Consider the following 21,665-nt stretch of genomic DNA (forward strand, 5'->3'; position numbering starts at 1 on the left):
AATCACGATGGGAAGTATGTTCGAGAACGCTCGGCACCACAGGAGGGTTCTCGATGACGGAAGTCCACGGTATCTCGGTCGACATCCCGACCCCCGACGGCGTCGCCGACGCGTACCTCACCCGTCCCGCCGACGGCGCCGCTCATCCGGGGGTGCTGCTGGTCCAGGACGGTTTCGGACTGCGGCCCAGCCTGCGCGCGATGGCCGACCGGATCGCCGCCCACGGCTACACCGTGCTGCTGCCGAACGCCTTCTACCGGCACGGGCGAGCGCCCGTGCTCGAACTGCCGGAACTCATCGACCCGGTGGCGCGACCGGAGATCTTCCAGCAGGTCTTCCCGATGATCCGCGCGCTGACCCCGGACCTGCTGCGGTCCGATGCCGCCGCCTACCTGGAGTGGCTGGCCGCGGCGCCGCAGGTCGCCGACGGGAAGGTCGGCGTCACGGGCTACTGCATGGGTGCCCGGCTCGCCGTGCTGATCGCCGCGGGCTTCCCCGGCCGGGTGGGGGCGGTGGCCGGATTCCACGGTGGACCGCTCGTCACCGACGGCCCGGACAGCCCGCACCTGCTCGTCGAAAACCTCACGGCGGAACTGTATTTCGCCCACGCCGAGGAGGACGTGCGTAAGGCTCCGGAACAGTTCGCCCAATTCGACGAGGCCCTCGAGGCGGCCGGTGTCCGGTACCGCACCGAGGTCTACGAAGGCGCGCAACACGGTTACACCCAGGCGGATACCACGGCCTACGACGCCGATTCGGCGGATCGGCACTACCGCGAACTACTGGCCCTGTTCGACCGGAATCTGCGGGCGTAGACCGCCGCCGTTCGGATCGTGCCGGTTCGGCAGCGGGAGTATGGCGAACCCGGTGAGCGCGGGGGAGTGGTTGACTCGTTGTGGCGGACAGCATTCCCGGATAGCTCACCGATCCAGAACGCATCCTGTCCGATCCGGCCATGGTCGAGGGCACCGTGCAGGCCTACCGGCGGAGCGGTATCGAGATGGAAGCGCGCGGTCACGAGGGAGTTTCGCGATTCTTCCGCGATACCGAGCTGCTGGAGCCCGGAATCGTCGCCATCGAGGATTGGTACCCGAAGGTAGGCCGGCGTCGACGGCCGGCATTGCCGAACTGCCGACCGGCGCGCCCCGCCCGCCCGCCGCCGGTTACGCCGCCGTCGGCCGCAAGAAGTAACCACAACCTCGCGGGGAGGCCGCGGAAACCAGTGGTCGACGACTGAACCGTGCGCTGCCATGCCGTCAGGTGGGGTCCAGGTCCCGTGCCTCCGCGAGGAGTTGCCGCGCTTCCACCGACCGGCCGAGTTGTTCCAGCAGATCCGACTGCCGCATGAGGGCTTCGGCGAGGTATCCGGCGGTCTGGTTCCTCACCTCCACCGGCAGATCGCCGCGGTGCGCGAACGCGGCGTTGAGGCGGCGACCGCCGACGATTTCTTCCGCCCCCACCGCGACCGCGTCCGCTATCCGGCCTGCCAGGGTGAGGGTCTCCGCTTCGTAGTCGAGGGCCTGGGCGAAGGCGATGAGGTAGTCGGCGCGCCTCGATTCGCCGGTGATGCTCCGGCGTAGCGCCGATGCCTCGGCGCAGTGCCGCAGCGCCTCGTCGAGTTCGTCGGCCGCCACCAGTTCCTCCGCGACCCGGATCTGGAGTTCGGCGATATCGTTGCGGATATCGCGATAGACGACCGCGAAGCCCGGCGGCCGGAACGGTGGTGGTCGCAGGTCCATCAGTTCCCGTGCCCGGGCCCGGCCGGCGAGCGCGCCGAACGCCTGTCTGCTGTGCGGCCGGCCCGTCGGAGATCGGCCCGCGCGGTTCCGGGCCGCGACGCCGGCGTAGTCGTAGAGGTGCTGTTCGAACCAGGCCCCGTCGACGACCCGCACCACCGCCAGATAGGTGATCACCCCGCCGAGCGCCCCGCTGACGATCGCCCACGTCCACACCTGTGCCGACTCCCGCAGGACGAGGACGGCCGACGCGGCGGCGGCGAGTACTCCCAGCAGGATGAAGGCCCAGCCGAACAGGACGACAACCCCGCGGCGGGGTATGACGAGCGCGAGCCAGGCGGCGTCCCGGGAGATCTCGCCCCAGCCCAGCACCGGGACGAGCGCGAAGAGGAGCAGCCATTCCTTACCGGTCCAGAACGCGATGGGCAGCGCGACAACCAGCAGGAGCACGATGCCGATCACCCTGGCCCCGAACCCGCCCGAATTGTCGCTCACCGCACAATTTTCCCATAGTGCGCAGGTCAGAGCAGCCGTATTCGCCTGTCTCGCCGCGAAATGAATTGTGGCTCAGCCGGTCCCCTTGACTGTGCCGTAACGGCACAGTGTCTCCTGGATCAGGACAGCGAACGACAGGAAGTGCGCGGTGGGACCAACCCATCACGCCCTGGGAGGACGCACGATGATGACCGACGTCAGCCGAACCGACCCCGACAACGCGGATACCGAAGCTCCGGCGGCCGCCGCCGAACAACCGAAACCGACCCTGCTCGACCAGATGGGCGGACCGTCCGGCGTGATCTACTCCGGTCTGCCCGTGGTGGTTTTCGTGCTGGCCAACGCCCTCGGCGGACTGTCGGCGGGGATCTGGAGCGCCGTGGCCTTCGCCGCCGCGCTCGCGGTATTCCGCCTGATCCGCAAGGAACCGGTCCAGCCGGCCGTATCCGGCCTGTTCGGTGTGGCGGTCGCCGCGGGCGTCGCCTACTGGACCGGCTCGGCCAAGGACTTCTTCCTGCTGAACATCTGGCAGAGCCTGATCTGCGCCGTGCTGGTGCTACTCACGGTGGTGCTGCGGCGACCGCTGGTCGGACTGGTCTGGAACGCGCTCAACGGCGCCGGCCAGGCATGGCGCCGGGACCGGGTCTCGCTGCGCGCCTACGATATCGCCACCCTGGTACTCGTGGCCGTGTTCACCGCCCGGTTCGTGGTGCAGCAGTGGCTCTACGACGGTGACCACACCGGCTGGCTGGCGTTCGCCCGGATCGCCATGGGCTACCCGCTGATGGCGCTGGCCGTCCTGGTGATGCTGTGGGCGGTCCGCCGCTCCAAGAAGAGCCTGGCGGCGCAGCAGTCGCCCGCCCACGGGTGACCGCCGGTCCACCCGATCACCCCCGGGCCTGGCAGCGGCGACCTCGATGCCCACGAGCACGAGGGCGACCGCTGCCAGGCCCGCGCCTATCCACGGCACCGCCGGATAGCCGAGACCGGCGGTCAGCGCCATCCCCGCGAGCCACGGCCCGACGCTGATACCCACATTGAACGCCGAGGTGTTGCCGGCGACCGCCAGCGTCGGTGCCGTCGGGGCGATCCCGACGACACGCGAGTTGAGCGCCGGATTCGTGCCGAAACCCATCAGACCCAATAGAAACACCCCCGCGACCAGCGGGATCAAATGAGTGGCCGTCGCCGCGATCAGCGCGGAGGTCGCCAGCAGTCCGGTGAACCCGAGGCCGAGCACCCCCAGCGGGTACCGGTCGGCGAGAGAACCACCGAAACCGATCCCCAGTAGTGCTCCGGCGCCGTAGGTCAGCAGCACCAGCGGCACCCATCGCGGCGCCAGCCCGGTGGTTTCGGTGAGCATGGCGGCGAGGTAGGAGAACGTTCCCAGCAATGCCGCGGTCGAGACCGCGGTCAACGAGTAGGAAAGCCAGAGCCTGCGGTTGGCCATTCCGCGCAACTCCGTGCGGACCCGCGGCGGATTCTCAGGAGATCGATCGGGCACCCCCGCCGCGACGACCAGCCCGGCGAGCGTGGTCAGCGCGACGATGGCCCAGAAGGTGCCCCGCCAGCCGAGGTGCTGCCCGATCCAGGTGCCGGCGGGCAGCCCGAGAATCGTGGCGACGGTGAGCCCACCGGCCACGATGCTCATCGCCCGCCCGCGCCGCTCGGGCGCGACCAGTGAGATCGCGGTCGCCCCACCGACCGCCCAGAATCCCGCGTACACGAACGCCGCGATGAAACGGGTGGCGAACAGGACCGCGTAGTCGTCGGTGAGGGCCCCGACCGCATGCGCCACCACGAATACACCGAGGAACGCGAGCATCGTGCGACGCCGCGGCGCGCGCAGGGTCGCCGCCGCCAGCACCGGGGCGCCGACCAGCATGCCGAGCGCGAAACCCGAGATGAGCAGACCGGCCTGCGGAATGGTGATCGAGAGGTCGGCGGCGAGCTCGGGCAGGATCCCCGCGAGCACGAGCTCGCTGGTGCCCTGGGCGAAGATGGCGAAGCCGATGATCCAGACTGCCGCGGGCATCAGAGCAGCGCCCCGCCCGTCGCGTCGATCCACTGCCCCGTCACCCAGCGGGCGTCACCGGAGGCGAGGAAGGCCACGATATCGGCGATATCCTCCGGCCGGCCCACCCGGTCGAACGCCGACTGCCCCGCCATCAGCTCCCGGCCCTCGGCGGTCGCGAGGCGCACGGCGTTCATATCCGTATCGACCACGCCCGGACCCACCGCGTTGACCGTGATCCCGCGCGGCGCGAGTTCCTTGGCCAGAGAAGCGGTGAAGGCGTCGATCGCCGCCTTCGACATCGTGTACGCCAGCAATTCGGGCACGCGTATGCCGTGGGTGAACTTGGTGGAAATGTTGACGATCCGGCCCCCGTCGCGCAGCCGCCGCAGCCCCCGCTGCACCAGGAACACCGGTGCGGTGGTGTTGACGGCGAATACCTCGTCGTAGGCGGCGCGGGTGAGTTCGGCGAACGGGACCGGCTCACCCAGGATGCCCGCATTGTTGACCAGGATGTCCAGCCCGTCGGCGTGGGTGTCGAAGGCCTCCCAGAACGCATCGGTATCCCCGGCGTCACCCAGTGGCGCACCGAACGTGAATGCCGCCCCACCCGCGTCACGAATCCGCGCGACGACCGCGTCCGCCGCCTCGGCGCTACGCCCGTAGTGCACCCCGACCCGGGCACCGTCGGCGGCGAGCCGGAGCGCGATCGCGGCCCCGATCCCGCGCCCAGCGCCCGTCACCACTGCTGTCCTGCCTGCAAGAGCTGACATGACTCCTCTTTCTTTATCGACCGTTACAAAAATGAAGGTAACACATTCTTGAGCGACCGCTATAAAATGGGTTCATGGCAGCGACGACCCGGGGCCGACCACGTTCCTTCGACCGCGATGCCGCGCTGGACAGCGCCATCCGCCTGTTCTGGACCCGCGGCTACGAGGCCACCTCGGTCCGCGACCTCACCGAAGCGCTCGGCATCGCCGCACCCAGCCTCTACAACGCCTTCGGCGATAAACAGCGCCTGTTCGCCGAGGCCGTCTCCGTCTACGACCGCGCCTACGGCGGTTTCATCGAAGCCGCCCTCACCGAGGAACCCGACGCCCGGCGCGCCGTCACCCGGCTGTTCACCGAGGCCCCCGAGCGCTACACCAGGCACGGCCTCCCCACCGGCTGCCTGATCGTGAGCGGCGACGCCGGCACCGACGACCCCCGCGTATGCGAGGCCCTCCACGACATCCGCGAGCAGAAAACCGCCCTCGTCGCCGCCAAGATCCGCGCCGACGATCCACCCGATTCCGCCCCCGCCCCCGAATCCCTCGCCCGCTACGTGATGGCGGTTCTCGGTGGGATCGCCCAGCAGGCCCGCGACGGGGTATCCCGCGAACAACTCGACGGGCTGGCAGCCGTCGCCGTCAGCATGTGGCAAACCATCTGATTCGCGAGAGTCGCGTGCGAACCCGGCTGGAATTCTCCCAGCCGATCCACATTTAACATGCAGCTCAGGACGGACACGAATCGGTTTCGGTCCCTCCGCGCGCCCCACCCGCGTGCCATGCTCGAAGATCGAGATGCCGTGATCAGCACCTGCTCGGCAAACAAGCCGCACAGCGTTCGCTAGGAGGCGTGATGACCACAGGTGGATTCGACCCCGCCTACAGCCAGACGGCCAGCATAAAACCCGGAGGCCTCGGCAAACGCGCGGGCGCCAGGTTCGTCGACTGGATCATCGCCGGCATCATCGGCGCCATCTTCTTCTGGCTCCTCGGCGTGGTCTGGGACGCCCCCGACTGGGTGTCGGTGCTGCCCGGCGCCGGCTTCGGGTGGTTGTACTTCGTGCTCTTCGAGGTGTCCTCGGGGTCGACGCCCGGTAAGAAGCTGCTCGGGTTGCACGTGAACGGGTCGGGCGGGGCACCGAAGCCGAGTTTCAAGGACTCCGCGGTGCGTAATGTCTACATGCTGCTGAACCTGATCCCGTGGGTGGGTGGGTTGCTGTGGTTCATCGCGGCGATCGCGATCGCGGTGACGATCAACGGGAGTCCGACGAAGCAGGGGTGGCATGACAATGCGGCGGGGGGGACGCAGGTTATCGACACCTGACCCTGTCGACGACCCAACCAAGTGGCGGCGCTGCCCGAGACGATGGGTAGCGCCGCCGCGTTGTCCGAAGCCTGCATTTGAAGCTCACGTTGCCGTCCAGCCCGAAATTATCCCCCGCAGCCCGGACTGATCCGCTGGCGATAATCATCCTGGTCGGCGGATCAGCTTTCGGTCGAGACTGCCCGGAGGAACGCCTGCCACTCGCTCGGTGCAAAAACGAGTGCGGAACCAGTGGGATCTTTCGAATCACGAACACCGACCGCGTCGGCCGTGTGCGCAACCTCCACGCACTCGCCGCCGTGCTGGCTGTAGCTGCTCTTGAACCAGCTCGCATTCGATAGGTCAGTGCGCACCTTCACCGCTCCCTTGCTAACTCTCTGAGCGCTTGTCGACTATCCGGACCGGCAATCGCCCTACCTCTGATGAGATCGTACGTCCGGAGAAACTTCGCTACATCGTCTCGATCCTCGATGTACATATTGCCGACGACCCCCTCCAGAAACACCACGGGCGGCTCCACGGGCTCGCCGGGAGCCGATTCGCCGAACAGGAGGACCACAAACGGGGGCATGGACAACCCGCCGGGGAACCCGGCAGTGAAGGGGAGAATGGCCAGTTCGACGTTGTCCCGGGTGGACATATCGGCAAGATGCCGAAGTTGCGTAGCCATGACACCGGGACTCCCCGCTGTCCTCCGGAGAGCCGCCTCTCCGACCACGACGTCCAGTGTGACCGGCTGAGTACGGCGGGTGATGATCCGCTGGCGCTGCATCTTGAGCTGGACACGGCCGTCCTGTTGCTCGGAATCGTCATCCGGACGCTGTTCCTGCGCCAACGCTCGATCGTAATCAGCGGTCTGAAGCAGGCCGGGCACCAGATCCGGTTGATACGAAAGAATTTTCGCGGCGGCCGCTTCCAGACCTACGTAGACATCGAAATCCTTCGGGATCAGGTCCCCGTACTGGTGCCACCAGTTTTTCACGTTCGCCTGTTTCGCCAGTCCCACCAGGGCTGACGTCAGATCGTCCGGTACTCCGTACAGATCGCAGGCGGCCTGGATATCCCGGGTCTTGATTCGTGAGTTCTCTCCCTTCTCCAGTCGGCCGAGGCTGGTTGCCCCCATCTCCAACAGCTGGGCGGCCTTGGCCTGCGTGTAACCGGCGCGAGTCCGCCACTCCAACAGGTGCCTTCCGAGTTGGCGCCGTGGCAGCGTCGATCCGGAACCGCCGGGGTCTTCAGGCATTACTCCTCCGTTTCGGGGATGCAGCATTCACCGATTCGGCGAAAGCCTCCTACCTCGCACGGTTCTCTTCCTGGCTACATGGAGAACCATGTTCGGTGGCTCCGATTCGGTGGGACATCGGGCTGTTCGAAGTGTGTCATAGAGCCTGCCCGGCAACGCAGGAACCGAACATCCAGTGCCCGAATGAATCCCATGCACCGTCGACCGGACCGAGGCGCCGCGAATATGACTCAGCCGATAGGCAATACCCATCCCGACCGACCCCGTGCGATCGGCTATCTCCGAACAGATCTCTCGCCGGACCACGTTCACCACACTGAAGCCATCCGCCTGCTGGCTCGGCGCCAGGGCCACACGCTGATCTATATCGTGCGACTCGGCACCGACTCCGTTCCGGACCCGATCGGTCATGTCCTCGACATCATCCGCGCCACCGACACGGCGACCTTGATCGTCCCCGACCTCTCTCATCTCGAAAACCACCCAGGCCGCATCTGCGACAGCTGCGACCTCATCACGGTGTGCCCGGAACAGCTTTGGATGAAAGCTGGCCCAGGCAGCAGTGGTACGTCACAGGTTCCCCACTGGCTGCCGGAGGTTTGGCACAGCGAGCCCTCCACCCGCCTGCGAATCAACGACGCGCACCGAATCATGCAGGCACACCGGGCGTGCAACCCGTTGGATTGCCCCCGCAAGGCGGCCGCTTTCACTCGTTTGGTGGGGGCAGGGAAGATCATCCCCGCAACCTGTGGTCCCCGCGAACGAGCCGCCGCCCGTGGTCTGCCGTTTCCACCGGCTGAACTGGGTATAACGGGCACGAGAGCATCCCTCGCGGTCCTCAATCGGTTGCTTACCGGGCTCGGCCAGATGCACTGATGACCGGTACCCAAGACCATCAGGATCGCGTCGATGTCTGTCTCACCGTATTTCTGCACGGCCTCCGATTCGAGTATCGCGCTCACCCCAGCGCCGCGCGCCTGTTTCTAGAAGAGTGGACCGCGCGCCACGGCACCCACACCGCTGCAATCCTCTCCGAGATTCCGGCCGACCTCCTACGCCTCCCGTGTGAACAGCTCTACCTGGACCACTGACTGGCCCCGCCCGGTGTTTCATTACGTAGGGGCTGTCTCGGGGATCCAGTCATGTGCAGTTTCAACCGCCCCATTCGCTCGCGCCACTCAGTAGCCGGCTTGCGGTGTCGGCGCTCGACGCGATGTGGAGGGACGAGACTCCCGGGACCGGAATATGCGGTGGAATGTCCAACCGGCAGGACTCCCAACGCCCGTAGAGACTTCGGTCGGCGGGTACCTGCTCGGATATCCAGTCGTTCGGCACTGTGGCGACCGCTGTCGGCTCACGGTTCGAATTGAGCCGTACGGCCACCAGTTCCCAGTCGGGGTCACGGCGCAGGGCGTGGTACTCGTTTCGGCTGAGGTAGACGGTGAGGTCTGTTTGGCGGGTGGTCGATTTGACCTCGAGGTGTGTATCGTACCTGCCGGAAACCGCAATGTCATATCCGAGGCCATCACGGAAGGCGGCTACATGGTCCACGGATAGTTCGGGTGCAGCAGTTTCCAGTAAATCTCCTAGAGCGAGTTCGCCGACAAGTCTAATTTCTGACCACAGCGAACTGTCGACTGGTTACCACTGCTTGGTGGCTTCTTATGCTTGAGTAAGAGAATAGGGGTCCCGAGGATCATCCAGGCTCGGACTCCGACTACTTCTCCTTCGCGGCTTTAAGAGGCGCTTTGGGTGCATCCTCCGCGAGAAATTGCTGGGACTCCACGTCAACGACTCGGACAACGCCCGAAACCCAGCCCCGGCTTCGTTGTAGTCGTCACGATCGCGGTCACGACCAGCTCCAGTGGAATGGAAACGATTGACACGATCGGCTGGCAGGGGTTCTCGGGTCAGCGGCAAATAGTTACGGACCCTGTGGATCATAAAGATCGAATGTCGACCAAGGCTGATAGATCCACGCTACACAGGATCTCTTCGGGCGCTGCAACATCCGCATCGTCCACCGATTCCCGGTGCCGCCACCATCCCGCTGTGGCTTGCAATCTGAGTGTAGCGGCGCCCCTGGGTACCAGGGTCAGCATCGCGCCGGCTACGATCTCAAGGTGTCTGCACCTCTTGTTGCTCCCGACCGGCATGAAATGGTCGATCTGTTTGCAGGTCCTGGAGGCTTGGACGTGGCTGCGAAATGGTTGGGGCTTGGGGCCGTAGGCATTGAGATCGACCCAGATGCCTGTTCGACGCGCCGATCGGCTGGCCTCAATACCGACCAAGCAGATGTAAGAGAACGCGGGCCAGCGGACTACCCGGAGGCGGTGATTCTAGCGGGAGGACCTCCATGCCAGACCTACTCAGTTGCGGGCTCAGGTGCGGGTCGTGAGCGGCTTGAGGAGGTTCGCAAACTTGTCATTCGGATGGCGACGCATGGATATCGAAGCGTAGCAATAGAATTGGCAGATCTCGCCGATGAAAGGACCGGCCTAGTCCTTGAACCACTTCGATGGATCCTTGCTGCGTTCGAACGAAAAAAGCCCTACGAGGTCGTGGTTTTGGAACAGGTGCCGGCCGTGCTCCCAGTATGGCAGCAATATGCTGAAGTACTCAGAGAGATGGGGTACGACGCTGCCGCGAATATCATGCGTGCAGAGGAATACGGAGTGCCACAAACCCGTAGGCGGGCGATCTTGATTGCAGTCCGTGGGCGAAGGTTGGCGTGGCCGGTATCGACCCATCGGAAGTTTGGACGAGGGAGTACTTCCGGCAGTCAGGATGGTAAGAGCGATTGGAACTCGATGGCCGATGCGCTTGGCCATCGTGGGGGATTTGTGGTGGTTTCGAATTATGGAACAGGCGGTCGGCCTGACCAGCGCGGTAGACGAAGCTTCAATGAGCCCGCATACACAGTGACGGGAAAGGTTACGCGAAACAGAATTCTCAACCTGGAAGACAAATATATCGATCATATCAGCGTTGAGGATGCTAGCGTGCTCCAAACATTCCCCCGGAACTATCCGTGGTCGGGCAAAGATATTTCTCAGCAGATCGGAAACGCAATTCCTCCCAGGCTTGCCGCGCACGTACTTTCCAATGCTGTATTCGGCGCTCCGCCAAATGATGAACTACTTGAAGCGGCGGTTCAGGGGAACTGGCAACAGGTCTTGGACGGCTGCATCAGCCCCCGTCGCATCGAGGATGATCTCGATGAAAGTACTGTGCCTAACAATGCTTAGCAGCGTTACAACTGTCCTCAATCCTGTTGGCTGTCGTACTAAATTGACGGGACTCTAGGTTAACCGATTGCCAATTGCACCGCATCGAACCTGTTGCGGAATTAAACGGATGCGAAAAATTATATGTTGCACGAGCACCTCTAGAAGTGCTGTATTTGGACCAAAGTCGGCGGCTAATTACCGCAAGATGAAACTTTGAAAAAACACTAACCTTGCTCAATTCTGGACTGAGCCTATGAGCGGGCCCAGTCCAGAATTGCTCTGTTTTCTACCCCCTAGTCCTCCAGCTCTTTGGCTATTCGGTCAAAATCCGGCAAGACGCTTAGTACGGCGCGGGCGGTTGCCTGTCGACCCGCATCAAGAGCGGCCTCATCTGGCAATTTTCCCGCCTTTCGTTCCTTGTCCTCCTCCTGGTGAAGCACAAGGAGCCCGACGCCGACGCCGACTGCATAGCGTTCGCGAGATTGCTCCTTACCTTCGTCGGTTAGTTCGGCGGCTCGTGCTTGGATGTAAGTCTTAAGCCGGGAATAGGTCCGGTTTAGTACCACGGTGGGGATTTCATCATCGATGGTTTTAAGGTCTTTATACTCATCTCGAGTGGCAAGTTCCTTGGCTGGCACCATCTCAACGGAACCTACCGTATTCGGAGTCCAGCTGTCCTCGTCGGCGTCGCTTTTCCAGATCAACGCCACTAGACCGCCGTCACCCGCGCCACGCTTGCCTGCGGCGTCTCCGGCTGGACGTCCAGCCTCCTTTGGGGTTATCTTCTCAACGATTTCCAGGTCAGTAGTCCATCTGAGTTTTGGTCCAAGGCCACCATTGGTCTTTGTCCACTCAGTTAGCTCGGCGTCTATGGTAAAACGTCCTTGCTCTGCACCTTCGGGAACCGCCAATGAAACGCGTACACGGCCAGAACTCAAACTCCCGATTGTCACCTCATCGGCCCCAATCTCTGGATGGTTACAAGTTATTAGCAAATTGCTCCGCGTCCCGAGGAATCCGTCTTTGGCATTGAGTTTGAAGTATATTCCCTTAACTTTTCCGTGCGCGGCTTGTACCAATAGCGGGCCCTCGAAGTGGGTGGGATTGTCGTATAGATCCTCATCTGCCATGGGGTCTGGAGATCGAAGCTTTCCACCGTGGGTACCCGCAGGGATGCTGCCGGCCGCGTAACCCTTCACTTTTAGAGCGCGTGCAATCTTCTCGGCAATTGCGAGAGTGGGGCGGCTGTTATTGTCTCCGGTGATTGCTTCCCTGATCAACCTTCGATTTGCATCGACAAGTGCAGCCCATTCGTTCAGGAAGGCCGATATCTCCTTTTCCAGACGAACGGCTGGTGCGCTTCGGACAAGTTGTGCGCGGTCCGCCGTGAACAGTTCTGTGCGGACATCTAGTGGTAGCGCGTCACTCTCGACTATAATCAGGATACGGTCGTACAGCTTGTTTAGCTTTGTGTTGAGTTTGAATTCCTGCGGGGTCCAGTGAGAGTGGGCTTGACCGTTCGAGGTGACCAATAATGCGTGCCCGTGTGCAACGAAGTTTTGTCTTTCCCCCTTCTGTCCAGGCTTTGCGAAGAGTCGAAACCTAATGGGAAGTTGAAACGTCTTCCCATGATGGAGAAATGGTAGAGTATCTCGACCTTCGGTGCCGGGATCGCCGGGGTTGTCGTTCATGCGCCGTTCGAGCCCGCTGAGCGTTTCGACTCGACCTGCGCGGGTGATCCTATTCTCGTAGCTTACTGGGATTACGGGCCTAAACAGTCGAGTATTTAGGACCGTATCGAAGGATTTTTCGTCTCCGGAACGACGGCCCAGCCCCTCTGTGTCGTAAGCAATTAGTGCCAAATGAGTCCCTGGAGCAAACTCTGGATACTTGGTCGCGGGGATCGAAAATGGTACTGCTACCTGCCAAGTCGTATAATCATTTTCATCCCACGGAGATGTTACGAGATAGAAGGCGTTTGTGGTTGTTCTCTGTCGTTCCCATTCGACGACTGCTACGGTGATGCTGTCGATTTCGGATCGTCCAAGTAGAGTGGGTTCTCTGCGAGTAACCAGTACTATCGCTTGCGCGTTTCTGTAGGTAGTGGCACCGCCGAGTCCGAATGTGCCTTGCTGCCAATCGTAGCCATCTTTATGCTTCGAACCTACGCGAAATATACTTTCTGGTATGTCAGAGGGGGTGATGCCGCAACCCTGATCTCGCATTACCAGGGTTACGCGTTTCTTGGTTGTTCCGGGCTGTGCGCGTTCGATAGTGATCTTTGCGAGCTGTGCCCTTTCCTTGACGGTTCTGCCATGCAGAAGGTGGTGTGCTGCCTCGTGCGGTGTCTCATAGCTGACCTGGTTGCGGTTTCCGAACCGCTGAATGGCAAGTAGTTCAAGGACTGCGTCTTGCATATTCGTTACGACTTCGAGTGCCTTGTGGTCATAGCTGGCACCGCTGCCGGTTAATATTCCCTGATTATTCCAGGTGTTGCCTATGGGCCGTTGGTATCGATTTCCTACATCTTCTTGAATCAAGCTCTGTACGTGGCGTGCCTCATCTATCGTCCGCGCTTGAAGCGCAAGGTCGATAATCTGCTCGGAATTCGACATTCAGGCTCCGGCTACTGTTTCGAGACCCAATGGGGTCAAATGGTAGAGGTAATCAGTCTGCTTTGGCTCCAGGAGCCCCCACTCACGGGCGCGAGCGATGTAACCTGCCGCGTTGGTGGATGTCTCATTATCTGTGAAACCGGTCCAAGTGTTACTCAACTGGTGAAGCAGTTGAGACCTGGTTGCGCCCTCTTTCCCGACTGCACGTAAAGTGTCGATCAGACTCGACCAGTCACCAGGTGAGTGGCGTGAGAGGTGCTGCATAAATGCCCGGCTTGAGGCAGCCGGATGAGGCTCTTGGACTGTCGTCCCTACTAGGGAAGCTAGCAGTGTATGTCCCTGGGTGGTGACTCCTATTTGCGGCCGTCCATCGTCGCCTGGCTCCAGGCTGGCAACTCGCCACTCGAATAGAGGTCCGGTGGTTGTGAGGATCGATCGTACGGTGCGTAATCCGCCAACTGCAAAAGACTTGAATGCCGTTTCGGCGGGCTTCCTTTTTTCTGTATTCGTAGGAAATAGGGCAGTGCACTTGCTGCCGGTTCTTGCCTCGACTTCTTTTAATACCTGTCCATACAACCACGCTTCTTCGCAGATTCTTGACATGTAAATTTCAAAGGGAAGTGTATGACTGGGAGTCCATTCTGCTAGCTTACTCAGTGCCCAAAGTGAGGGATAGTCACGGTTATGTAATCCGAACAAAGGCATGTTTTCCGGCGGTGCATAGTCGTTTAGTGCGACTGTAAGACCTGCCGGCTTCCACTGCAGGGCGGTAGGGGAGAAACTGTCCTCGCTGGTTCTTGTGTCTGGGTCCTGGAGTTGCTCTTTGTCTGGGGCGTGGGTAGGTGCGCCAGAGTCCTCGGTGCCCTCAACCGTGAGCTCCAGGATCCGCTCCTCGATCGCATCGACGATGAATTCGGCCCTGGTTGTATAACCGCCTAGCCCCTGGAGGATGGCCCGGTCCATTGCGCGGATGAGGGGTACCGGCAGCGCCACCCGCATGACCCGTCTTTCGGGAGGGATCACGGCTGGGCCCGGAGCTGGCCTGAACCTAGATATAGTCGATACATGCGGTCAATATAGCCTGATATAGGCACTTAATTCAAGGGTAGTAGCGAGTAATGGTCGCGCTTCCGGCGCGTGATGGACCTCCAGGAATCGGGAGCCTTGGCGGGAGTTCCGCAACGATGTGGTGTGGGACATCCGCGAACGTCGAAGATGAGGTCGCGGCAATGAAGGTGACGTCGTTTTGGTCTAGTCCACTGTCGGTTTCGGAGCCCTTCCGAGGACGTTGATGAAGCAGTTCCCGTCATACCGGTATCGATGCTGTGCGGGTTGACTGGAAAGGGCAGGCCACATCGAAGAGCTGATCGTAGGTACGTGACCCGAGGTGTATCCCGGGTTGATCCTGTTGGCGCGGGCTGTGCTGTCGCTCTACGGCTGGACCGAACCCGATGTCTCCGACGCGGCGGTGCGGGCGCTGGACCGGATCCAGCCACCGGCCCCGGACGCCGACCTCGACCGGGGAGCGCAACGGCTCATCGCACGCATACTGGGCATCGAACCGGACCTGCTGTATCAGGAGGCCGCGGCCCGGACCGATATGGCGGCCGGGTACTACAACCACAATGTGCGGGTCGAGGGCGCATTGGGCACGGTGAATGTCCGCATTCCGGTGGCGGGTGCGGATGTGATGGATCTGCGGCAGTGGCCCGAAGCGTTGGTGGTGCGGGCGATCGAGGCATCCGTGGCCGCGGCGCCACGGTTGCGCTGGGAATCGCGGTCCCCGAAATACCAGATCCACGACTACATCGAGGGCGAGCTGCTGGACCGGATCGCGCCCAGAGGTGTCGCGGTACCCGCGCATGTTCCCATGGATGTGGCCGCGTTCTTCGGGGAGTTGCGGGAGGTCCCATCGGACCGGTTGCCGGTCACGGCCGGAGAGAACAGGGGCGATCCCGTCTCGTTCGCGCGGCGGCTGTCCGAGGTCTCACAACGCGTGTATAGGGAGGCTCGGGAATCATTCGGCCCGCTCTACCGCGAGCTCGAAGTACCCGCGGATCCGTTCGCCGGAATTCTCGATTCCTGGACCACTCTGCAGGCCAGGCCTTTCCGGTTGCTGCACTCGGACGTGCACCGCAAGAACATGATCATCCGGGACGGCCGCGTCGTATTCATCGACTGGGAATTGGCGCTGTTCGGCGACCCGGTATACGACGTTGCGACGCACCTCCACAAGATGGGGTACTTCCCGGCGGAGCGGGAAGCATTGCTGACGGCCTGGGCGGCGGCGGAGCCCGCCGCGGCTGTCGGTAACTGGGCCGCGGACCTGCAGACCTACTTGAACCACGAACGCGTCAAATCGGTGGTTGTGGATGCTGTTCGGTACGCGAAAGTGCTGGCCGACGGGGAGCTGAGACCAGAAGACGAGCAGCTGTTGGTCTCCAACTTCGTGGGCAAACTCGAGTGGGCGAGAGAAATCTGGGGACACGCCGAACCTGTGGCCCCGGCGCGAGTGGAGACTGCGCTGCGCTCGTGGGCACGGAGCACCTGACCGGACTCCGTGCCCTGAAGAGCCATCGACGCTGTCAGGGGAAGTGAGAGACAAGTCGGAGTAGGAGTACGTGGGGGAGGCTGACGGGGTGCATCTGGTTGACGGTTGCGGCGATATAGAGGTCGTGGGCGGGAACGTGATAGAGGACGGTGCCGAAGGCGCCGGAGTGGCCGATCATGGGTGGGACCGGTGTGAAAGGGTTCTGCCAGCGGGGCTGGTGGTAGCGCATGATCCCGAGGCCGTAGTGGATGGGGATCAGGGGGGAGAACACCGGACGCCACCGGGCGGTCATCTCGGCGAGGTAGTGGGAAGGGAACAGGTCGCCGGCGATGAAGGCGCGTAGGAAGCGCATCTGGTCGGCGGCTGTGGACACGATCGCGCCGTCCGGTGGGAACGAGGCGATCGCCTTCGGGATATGTAGCGGGGTGCGGCCGTGCCGGAGCGTGGCGACTCGGTCGTAGCGGTCCAGGGTGTGCGGGGTGAACAGCCAGGTGTGTTGTAGGTGGAGCGGTTCGAGGATGCGGTGGCGTAGGGCGTCGTGGAAACTGCCGGAGGTGGCGACCTCGACGATCCGCCCGAGCAGTTGGTAGTTGGTATCGCAGTACTGTGCTCGGCCCGGTGTCGACGGGGCGAATCGGCTCGGCATGTTGCGGGCCATCTCGAGGAAGTCGTCGAACGTCCAGGCGGCGTCGGTGTGGAGTATTTCGGCGGCGAGGGTGGTGCCGTCGGGTCGCTTCTGGTCGTAATAGTCCGGTATTCCGGAAGTTTGGCTCAGCAGCTCCCGCAGTGTGATGGCTCGACCGTAATCGTGGCCTTCGTGCACGACGAGCCCACGCATCGTGTCCGCGCCGAGGATGTCCGCGGCGCGGGTGTCCAGGGTGAAAGATCCCTCATCGCGCAACTGCATGATCATCGCGACGGTGTAGAGCTTGGTGATGCTGGCGACGAAGTAGGGGCGGTCGATATCGCCGTAACGCCAGGAGAATCCGGTGGACGGCTGCTCGAGGGCGACGCTGAACGCCGACACCGCCGGTTTGGCGGCGTAGCGGGCCGCTATGCGGTCGAGCCGAGTCGGCAGTGGCGGTCTCATGAGGTGATCCGGTCCAGCCGGCGCCGGGTGGTGTCGAGCCAGGCGAGTTCGGCTTCGGCCACAGTTCTTCCGTAGTCGAGAGTGGCCAACCGGAGCGTCTGACCGATATCGGCTGCTTCGTCGGGGACGGTAATCGCCTCCAGGGTCGCCAGGTGCTCGCTCAGTTCCCGTCGGCGTGCCTGCAGCAGGTCGCGAATCCGGTCGGGCGGCAGCCTGTCCGCGAAGAACAATCGCACCAGAAACGGGTCACGCGTCGGCGGTGTGCGCAGCGGTGAGGCCAGCCAGGCGTCCAACTCGGCCGAACCGGACTCGGTGAGACTGTGGATGTGCATATTCGGACGCTCCTCCTGCACGACGGTGCGGCGGTCGGCCAGTCCGCTGTCCACCAGATCCGCGAGGGTGCGATACACCTGCGACTGATCCGAGGTCCAGAAGTGCGCAACGCTTTCGTCGATCACCTTCTTCAGCTCGTATCCGCTCATCGGTCTGATGGACAGAAGACCGAGAATCGCGTGCCGCAGAGACATGGGAAGATGTTAGCGCATATATGTGTGCTGTCCTATATGCCTTCCAGAGGCTGATCGCGGAAGGCGGGCCCACGGTGTGGCGGGTGCATGCCGACGACGGGGTCCGGATACCGATGGTCGTGTTCGGCTGCGGACCTGCCGGACCGGCGACCGTGAGTTACACCGAACCTCAGCGGTAGGACCGTACGCTGTCGCATATGACCAGGGCGCGAGCTCGCTCCGCAACTGAACATCCCGGCTCGCCCATATTGCTGGCCCTGGCCGCTGCTGCCGCCGGAACCGCACTACTCGCCCCCGGCGCCGGTGCCGATACCGGATCCGCACTGCTCGATCCCGGCTCTGCTACCGGTTCCGCCGCTACCGGATCGGCGATGCTCGCTCCCGGCAGTGCCGAGGGGGTCGCCGTGGGGCCGGGATCGTCACTCGGGCTGTGCTCGGTGACCGCGACGGGCTATGCGGACGGACAGCTGGTCGCGCTGACCGCGGGGCACTGCACGCTCGGGCTGTTCGGGGTGATCCGGCTCCCCTATGTGGACTGGGCCATGATTCCCCTGCTGCCCGGCACGCGGACACACAACACTCTGCCCGACGGCAAACGATTGGTCGCGACCGGACCGCCGGGCGGTTCTCCCCTCTGCCGGTACGGTCAGGTCAGCGGGACACGATGCGCCGGATACACCGATATCTGCATCGGCGACTCGGGCGGACCTGTGTATCGGCATGCCGGCAAAGGAACTGCGGTATTGGTCGGCATCACGAGCTCGAATCTCGAATACTCCAGCCTGCCAGTCGGCTTCGAGCTGGGGGAGCCGTGAAAATGGCTGTGGCGAAACGGGTTCCGCATGATCATGCGAATCGGAGGGCTATCGCCGCTGTGATCGCGTCGGGTGTGTTCCGGGATGAAGTGCCGCCGGCCCACTGCTGGAGCAGCTCGCCCGAGACGTCCCTGCCCTGCTCGGTCACAAATCGGGGACCACGCTAGGTGCGGTGCCGGTATGAACCGCAAGGGTTCTCGGGCGCTACGCTCGATTCGGCTGATCCAGGCCGGTCGTCAGTAGCCTTTGGTGTCGGTGAGGGAGAGGCGGATCGTGCCGAAGGCGAAGATCGCGAGGCATACCGCCGCGAAATACGCCAGTGAGCCGTTCTGGCCGAAGAGACTTTCGATGGTCGCCAACTGCCCCACCCCCAACTCACCGTTCTTGAACGGTGACAGCTGCTGGAGGGTGACGCCCAGGTCGCCGGGGACGAAGGTCACGAACACTTCCACCCCGAATTTCCACAGCAGCACGATCATCACCACGAAACCCGGTTTCGGGACCAGGGCGGACAGGCCGAGGCCGAGGGCGGCGATGAGGAGGGTGTAGAGCGGGGCGCCGATGAGGAGCTGGATACCTTCGGAGGAGAAGACTTCGACGCGGCCCCAGATCTCGGGGAACAGGTGGGGGAAACCCCATAGGACGACGAAGGTCGTGACGAAGGCCGTAACGGCGGCGATCGCGCCGAAGACGATCAGTTTGGCTACGGGTAGGAGCCAGCGGCGGGTCTGGATGCCGAAAACGGTTTCGACGGTCTGGTCTTTGAATTCCGCGCACAGCGAGGTGACGCCGCCGGCCATGAGGATGAACGACGAGAAGACGAGGATCCAGTAGGCGGCGTTGTTGGTGTCCATACCGCCGGCGCCGTTGAGGGCGTTGGATTCGGTGGCCTTGGCGATACCGAAATTGATGCCCAGCGGGATGATCACGGCGAGGGGGACGACGGCGTACCAGAGGGAGCTGCGCCAGGAGAGTTTGGCGAGTTCGCTGCGGACGGCGCGGACGAGGTAGGTGGCGATCATTCGGCCGCACCCCCGGTGGCGGCGTATTCGACGCTGCTCTTGGTGATCTCGACGTAGGCCGCTTCCAGCGGCCGCGGACCGGAGCCTGCCGCCACCAGTTCGTCCTTACTCGTATCGGACAGCACGCTGCCCTTGCCCATGATGACTATCCGGTCGCCGGTGATCTCGACTTCGGTGAGGTTGTGGGAGGCGACCAGCAGGCATTTGCCTTCGCCGGCCAGGCCGACGAGCAGTTCGCGCAGCCAGATGATGCCTTCGATGTCCAGGCCGTTCGCGGGTTCGTCGAGGACCATGGTTTTCGGGTCGCCCAGCAGGGCGGAGGCGATACCGAGGCGTTGCAGCATGCCGTAGGAGAATTTGCCGACGGGGCGCTTCGCCACCTGGTCGAGGCCGACCCGGTCGAGCAGTGGGGCGACCTGGGATTTCGGGACGCCGCCCAGCCGGGCCTGCCACAGCAGATGCTGTTCGGCGGTGTGGGCGGGGTTGCGGGAGAAGGCGCCGAGGCTGAAACCGATTTCGTGGATGGTGTCACGGAAATCGCGCAGGCCCTCACCGTTCACGGAGACCGAGCCGGAACTGGGGCGGGCCAGGCCGGCGATCATGCGCATGGCGGTGGTCTTTCCCGCGCCGTTCGGGCCGAGGAGATAGGTTATCGAGCCCTCGCCGGCCTCGAAGGTGACGTTGTCGACGGCGAGTTTCTCGCCGAAGCGTTTGGACACGCCACGAACGCTGATCATAGGAAGTCCTGGGTCACTGGTGCGGTGCCGCGGTGTCGCGGCAGCGGATTCGGGTGTTCCGGGGCGGCACGGGCCCGATGGGGGCGGCTCCCCGCGGCAGCTGCCGCGGGGAGCCGTTCCGGAATACGGGTGGTGCGGGGGATCAGTAGCCGAAGCTGGGGTTACCCGAGCACTGCATGGCGGCGCAGGTCTGCTTCCAGTCGATCTTCCACAGGCCGGCGTCGCGGATGTAGAAGTACTTGTTGTTCTGCGCGGGGAAACCGGCCATCAGGCCGTGCATGGTGACCGACATGGAGTTGCCGTTGATCTGCACCGGGCCGATGGCGCGACCCTGGATGGAGAAGAAGTCCATGGTGCTGCTGTTGGCCATCACGCGCTCGAGGGCCGGGCGGGCGGACGGGCCGTTGTAGCTGACCTCGACCTTCGGGTCCATCCCGATATTGGGGTTCCAGAACGCCGCGAACTGCTTCTCGAGCTGCAGCAGGCTCGGCGTCTCGGCGCGGACGTAGAGGTCCGAGGCGGAGGAGTCCCGGATGGAGACATCGGCCGAAGCCGGTTGCGCCATACCGAGGCCCACGAGCGCGGCGAGGATACAGACGGTGGCGAATCTGATGAATCTGGACATGACGGCAGGCCCCTTCCGACCAACGTGCTAACCGCTGCGGCGGGGACGCGGGCGGTGTCGGGTACCGCTCGGCTGGTCCACCGACGCAACCCGGCCGGCAATCGCACAGCGAAGACCGTCCGGGTACGCAGCACGCTAGCGGGCGGGGTTAGGTTAGTCAATCCTAACCATGAATATGGGATGTGAACTGTGCGGTATTCGCGGCACTCCCGGTATGGCCGGTGAACGGTTCGGGTCAGGGCACCACGTATTCGGCGCTGCAGTCCCCGTAGGTGTGGTTCTGGTCCGAACCGTGGTTGGACGCGCTCAGGACGAATGCGATCCGGCCGGGTTCGGTGGTCACGCCAGGGATGGCAAGAATGGTTTCCGGGCCCTGGACGCGGGCGTTTTCCTCGGCGACGCCGCTGCGCCCGGTATCGAGGTTCGCCCACGTGACGCCGAACCTCTGGTCGTACCCGGCCTCGGACGCGGCATCGGTGTACATCCTGAGGTCGACGACTCCGGACGCGCCGGGGGTCGCGGTGACCTTGCTTCCGGCGGTCACGGAGAAGTCGTCGGGGGTCGGATAGGTGAAGCCGCACAGAGTTTCTTCGGACGCGGCATGGGCCGCCGGGGGCCCGGCGATGAGGCCCATGGTCGTAATGCACGCTATGGCAAAAGGTTTCGCTGCTCGTGACGCATACCTATTCATGCGATGAGGGTATGACGGACCCGGTCGCGCTGCGGCTGATTGGGACAAACGAACTATCTCGGGATGTTTTTCCTGCGAACTGCGATCCGGTGACCGGGCGACGTCGAGTGGTGGTTGTGACACAGCGCAACGGCCGGTGGAGCGAGTCCGGCAACTCGCTCCACCGGCCGCTGTGAT

At 63.3% G+C, this 21,665-nt stretch carries 22 protein-coding genes and 1 pseudogene; 10 read left to right on the forward strand and 13 right to left on the reverse strand.

Annotated elements, in window-relative coordinates:
- The first annotated feature begins 53 nt into the window (after positions 1 to 53).
- Together AB0F41_RS13315 and AB0F41_RS13320 are read left to right on the forward strand one after the other, a co-directional pair.
- Positions 54 to 815, forward strand: coding sequence for a dienelactone hydrolase family protein (locus AB0F41_RS13315; RefSeq protein WP_357423316.1), 762 nt, complete (start codon positions 54 to 56; stop codon positions 813 to 815).
- 140 nt (positions 816 to 955) lie between these two features.
- A complete protein-coding gene (locus AB0F41_RS13320) occupies positions 956 to 1,237 on the forward strand; it encodes an SAM-dependent methyltransferase (protein WP_357423318.1) in 282 nt (93 codons plus the stop codon).
- Positions 1,238 to 1,256: 19 nt separating this feature from the next.
- On the opposite strand, the gene AB0F41_RS13325 is transcribed toward AB0F41_RS13320, so the two are convergent.
- Complete coding sequence (locus tag AB0F41_RS13325) at positions 1,257 to 2,231, reverse strand: hypothetical protein (protein WP_357423320.1); 975 nt, start codon at positions 2,229 to 2,231, stop codon at positions 1,257 to 1,259.
- A 280-nt stretch (positions 2,232 to 2,511) separates the two neighbouring features.
- Between AB0F41_RS13325 and AB0F41_RS13330 the strand changes: the two genes are divergently transcribed.
- Positions 2,512 to 3,102 (forward strand): DUF3159 domain-containing protein, encoded by a 591-nt coding sequence (locus tag AB0F41_RS13330; RefSeq protein WP_357423463.1) that lies wholly within the window; start codon positions 2,512 to 2,514, stop codon positions 3,100 to 3,102.
- Positions 3,103 to 3,135: 33 nt separating this feature from the next.
- Here AB0F41_RS13330 and AB0F41_RS13335 read toward each other — a convergent pair.
- Both AB0F41_RS13335 and AB0F41_RS13340 read right to left on the reverse strand, forming a co-directional pair.
- Positions 3,136 to 4,266, reverse strand: a pseudogene (locus AB0F41_RS13335) (Cmx/CmrA family chloramphenicol efflux MFS transporter); the annotation flags it as partial.
- A complete protein-coding gene (locus AB0F41_RS13340) occupies positions 4,266 to 5,018 on the reverse strand; it encodes an SDR family oxidoreductase (RefSeq protein ID WP_357423322.1) in 753 nt (250 codons plus the stop codon). The gene AB0F41_RS13340 and the pseudogene AB0F41_RS13335, both read right to left, overlap by 1 nt.
- A gap of 74 nt (positions 5,019 to 5,092) precedes the next feature.
- Between AB0F41_RS13340 and AB0F41_RS13345 the strand changes: the two genes are divergently transcribed.
- Both AB0F41_RS13345 and AB0F41_RS13350 read left to right on the forward strand, forming a co-directional pair.
- The gene (locus tag AB0F41_RS13345) at positions 5,093 to 5,680 is read left to right on the forward strand and encodes a TetR/AcrR family transcriptional regulator (protein WP_357423324.1); all 588 of its coding nucleotides are present in this window, start codon (positions 5,093 to 5,095) and stop codon (positions 5,678 to 5,680) included.
- Positions 5,681 to 5,871: 191 nt separating this feature from the next.
- Entirely contained in the window at positions 5,872 to 6,342 is a 471-nt protein-coding gene (locus AB0F41_RS13350) for an RDD family protein (RefSeq protein WP_357423326.1), read from the forward strand.
- A gap of 161 nt (positions 6,343 to 6,503) precedes the next feature.
- On the opposite strand, the gene AB0F41_RS13355 is transcribed toward AB0F41_RS13350, so the two are convergent.
- Positions 6,504 to 6,701, reverse strand: a complete 198-nt coding sequence (locus tag AB0F41_RS13355; protein ID WP_357423328.1) for a DUF397 domain-containing protein — start codon at positions 6,699 to 6,701, stop codon at positions 6,504 to 6,506.
- Complete coding sequence (locus AB0F41_RS13360; RefSeq protein WP_357423330.1) at positions 6,698 to 7,585, reverse strand: helix-turn-helix transcriptional regulator; 888 nt, start codon at positions 7,583 to 7,585, stop codon at positions 6,698 to 6,700. Before AB0F41_RS13360 ends, AB0F41_RS13355 begins: the two co-directional genes overlap by 4 nt.
- Positions 7,586 to 7,810: 225 nt before the next feature.
- On the opposite strand from AB0F41_RS13360, the gene AB0F41_RS13365 reads away from it, so the two are divergent.
- Complete coding sequence (locus AB0F41_RS13365) at positions 7,811 to 8,461, forward strand: hypothetical protein (RefSeq protein ID WP_357423332.1); 651 nt, start codon at positions 7,811 to 7,813, stop codon at positions 8,459 to 8,461.
- A complete protein-coding gene (locus tag AB0F41_RS13370; RefSeq protein WP_357423334.1) occupies positions 8,461 to 8,676 on the forward strand; it encodes a hypothetical protein in 216 nt (71 codons plus the stop codon). The genes AB0F41_RS13365 and AB0F41_RS13370 overlap by 1 nt, the downstream gene beginning before the upstream one ends.
- 61 nt (positions 8,677 to 8,737) lie before the next feature.
- Here the strand turns inward: AB0F41_RS13370 and AB0F41_RS13375 are convergent, their stop codons facing one another.
- Positions 8,738 to 9,136, reverse strand: a complete 399-nt coding sequence (locus AB0F41_RS13375; protein WP_357423336.1) for a DUF3883 domain-containing protein — start codon at positions 9,134 to 9,136, stop codon at positions 8,738 to 8,740.
- 572 nt (positions 9,137 to 9,708) lie between these two features.
- Here AB0F41_RS13375 and AB0F41_RS13380 point away from each other — a divergent pair.
- Positions 9,709 to 10,833 (forward strand): DNA cytosine methyltransferase, encoded by a 1,125-nt coding sequence (locus AB0F41_RS13380; RefSeq protein ID WP_357423338.1) that lies wholly within the window; start codon positions 9,709 to 9,711, stop codon positions 10,831 to 10,833.
- A 275-nt stretch (positions 10,834 to 11,108) separates the two neighbouring features.
- On the opposite strand, the gene AB0F41_RS13385 is transcribed toward AB0F41_RS13380, so the two are convergent.
- On the reverse strand, positions 11,109 to 13,430 hold the full coding sequence (locus tag AB0F41_RS13385) for a hypothetical protein (protein ID WP_357423339.1): 2,322 nt from the start codon (positions 13,428 to 13,430) through the stop codon (positions 11,109 to 11,111).
- A 1,399-nt stretch (positions 13,431 to 14,829) separates the two neighbouring features.
- On the opposite strand from AB0F41_RS13385, the gene AB0F41_RS13390 reads away from it, so the two are divergent.
- The gene (locus tag AB0F41_RS13390) at positions 14,830 to 15,981 is read left to right on the forward strand and encodes a phosphotransferase (protein WP_357423342.1); all 1,152 of its coding nucleotides are present in this window, start codon (positions 14,830 to 14,832) and stop codon (positions 15,979 to 15,981) included.
- Positions 15,982 to 16,015: 34 nt separating this feature from the next.
- On the opposite strand, the gene AB0F41_RS13395 is transcribed toward AB0F41_RS13390, so the two are convergent.
- Together AB0F41_RS13395 and AB0F41_RS13400 are read right to left on the reverse strand one after the other, a co-directional pair.
- On the reverse strand, positions 16,016 to 17,071 hold the full coding sequence (locus AB0F41_RS13395; RefSeq protein ID WP_357423344.1) for a serine hydrolase domain-containing protein: 1,056 nt from the start codon (positions 17,069 to 17,071) through the stop codon (positions 16,016 to 16,018).
- Positions 17,068 to 17,598 carry a PadR family transcriptional regulator gene (locus AB0F41_RS13400; RefSeq protein WP_357423346.1) on the reverse strand — a complete coding sequence of 177 codons (531 nt, stop codon included), beginning with the start codon at positions 17,596 to 17,598 and terminating at the stop codon, positions 17,068 to 17,070. The genes AB0F41_RS13395 and AB0F41_RS13400 overlap by 4 nt, the downstream gene beginning before the upstream one ends.
- Positions 17,599 to 17,795: 197 nt before the next feature.
- Here AB0F41_RS13400 and AB0F41_RS13405 point away from each other — a divergent pair, with 197 nt between their 5' ends.
- Positions 17,796 to 18,413 (forward strand): trypsin-like serine protease, encoded by a 618-nt coding sequence (locus tag AB0F41_RS13405; protein WP_357423348.1) that lies wholly within the window; start codon positions 17,796 to 17,798, stop codon positions 18,411 to 18,413.
- Positions 18,414 to 18,649: 236 nt separating this feature from the next.
- Here AB0F41_RS13405 and AB0F41_RS13410 read toward each other — a convergent pair whose 3' ends face one another.
- The 4 genes from AB0F41_RS13410 to AB0F41_RS13425 form a co-directional block, all read right to left on the reverse strand.
- Positions 18,650 to 19,435, reverse strand: coding sequence for an ABC transporter permease (locus AB0F41_RS13410; protein ID WP_357423350.1), 786 nt, complete (start codon positions 19,433 to 19,435; stop codon positions 18,650 to 18,652).
- The gene (locus AB0F41_RS13415) at positions 19,432 to 20,172 is read right to left on the reverse strand and encodes an ATP-binding cassette domain-containing protein (RefSeq protein WP_357423352.1); all 741 of its coding nucleotides are present in this window, start codon (positions 20,170 to 20,172) and stop codon (positions 19,432 to 19,434) included. Before AB0F41_RS13415 ends, AB0F41_RS13410 begins: the two co-directional genes overlap by 4 nt.
- Before the next feature lie 142 nt (positions 20,173 to 20,314).
- The gene (locus AB0F41_RS13420) at positions 20,315 to 20,797 is read right to left on the reverse strand and encodes a hypothetical protein (protein ID WP_357423354.1); all 483 of its coding nucleotides are present in this window, start codon (positions 20,795 to 20,797) and stop codon (positions 20,315 to 20,317) included.
- A gap of 235 nt (positions 20,798 to 21,032) precedes the next feature.
- On the reverse strand, positions 21,033 to 21,431 hold the full coding sequence (locus AB0F41_RS13425) for a hypothetical protein (protein WP_357423355.1): 399 nt from the start codon (positions 21,429 to 21,431) through the stop codon (positions 21,033 to 21,035).
- Positions 21,432 to 21,665: the final 234 nt, after the last annotated feature.

It is taken from the genome of Nocardia sp. NPDC024068 (assembly GCF_040638875.1).
Classification (GTDB): domain Bacteria; phylum Actinomycetota; class Actinomycetes; order Mycobacteriales; family Mycobacteriaceae; genus Nocardia.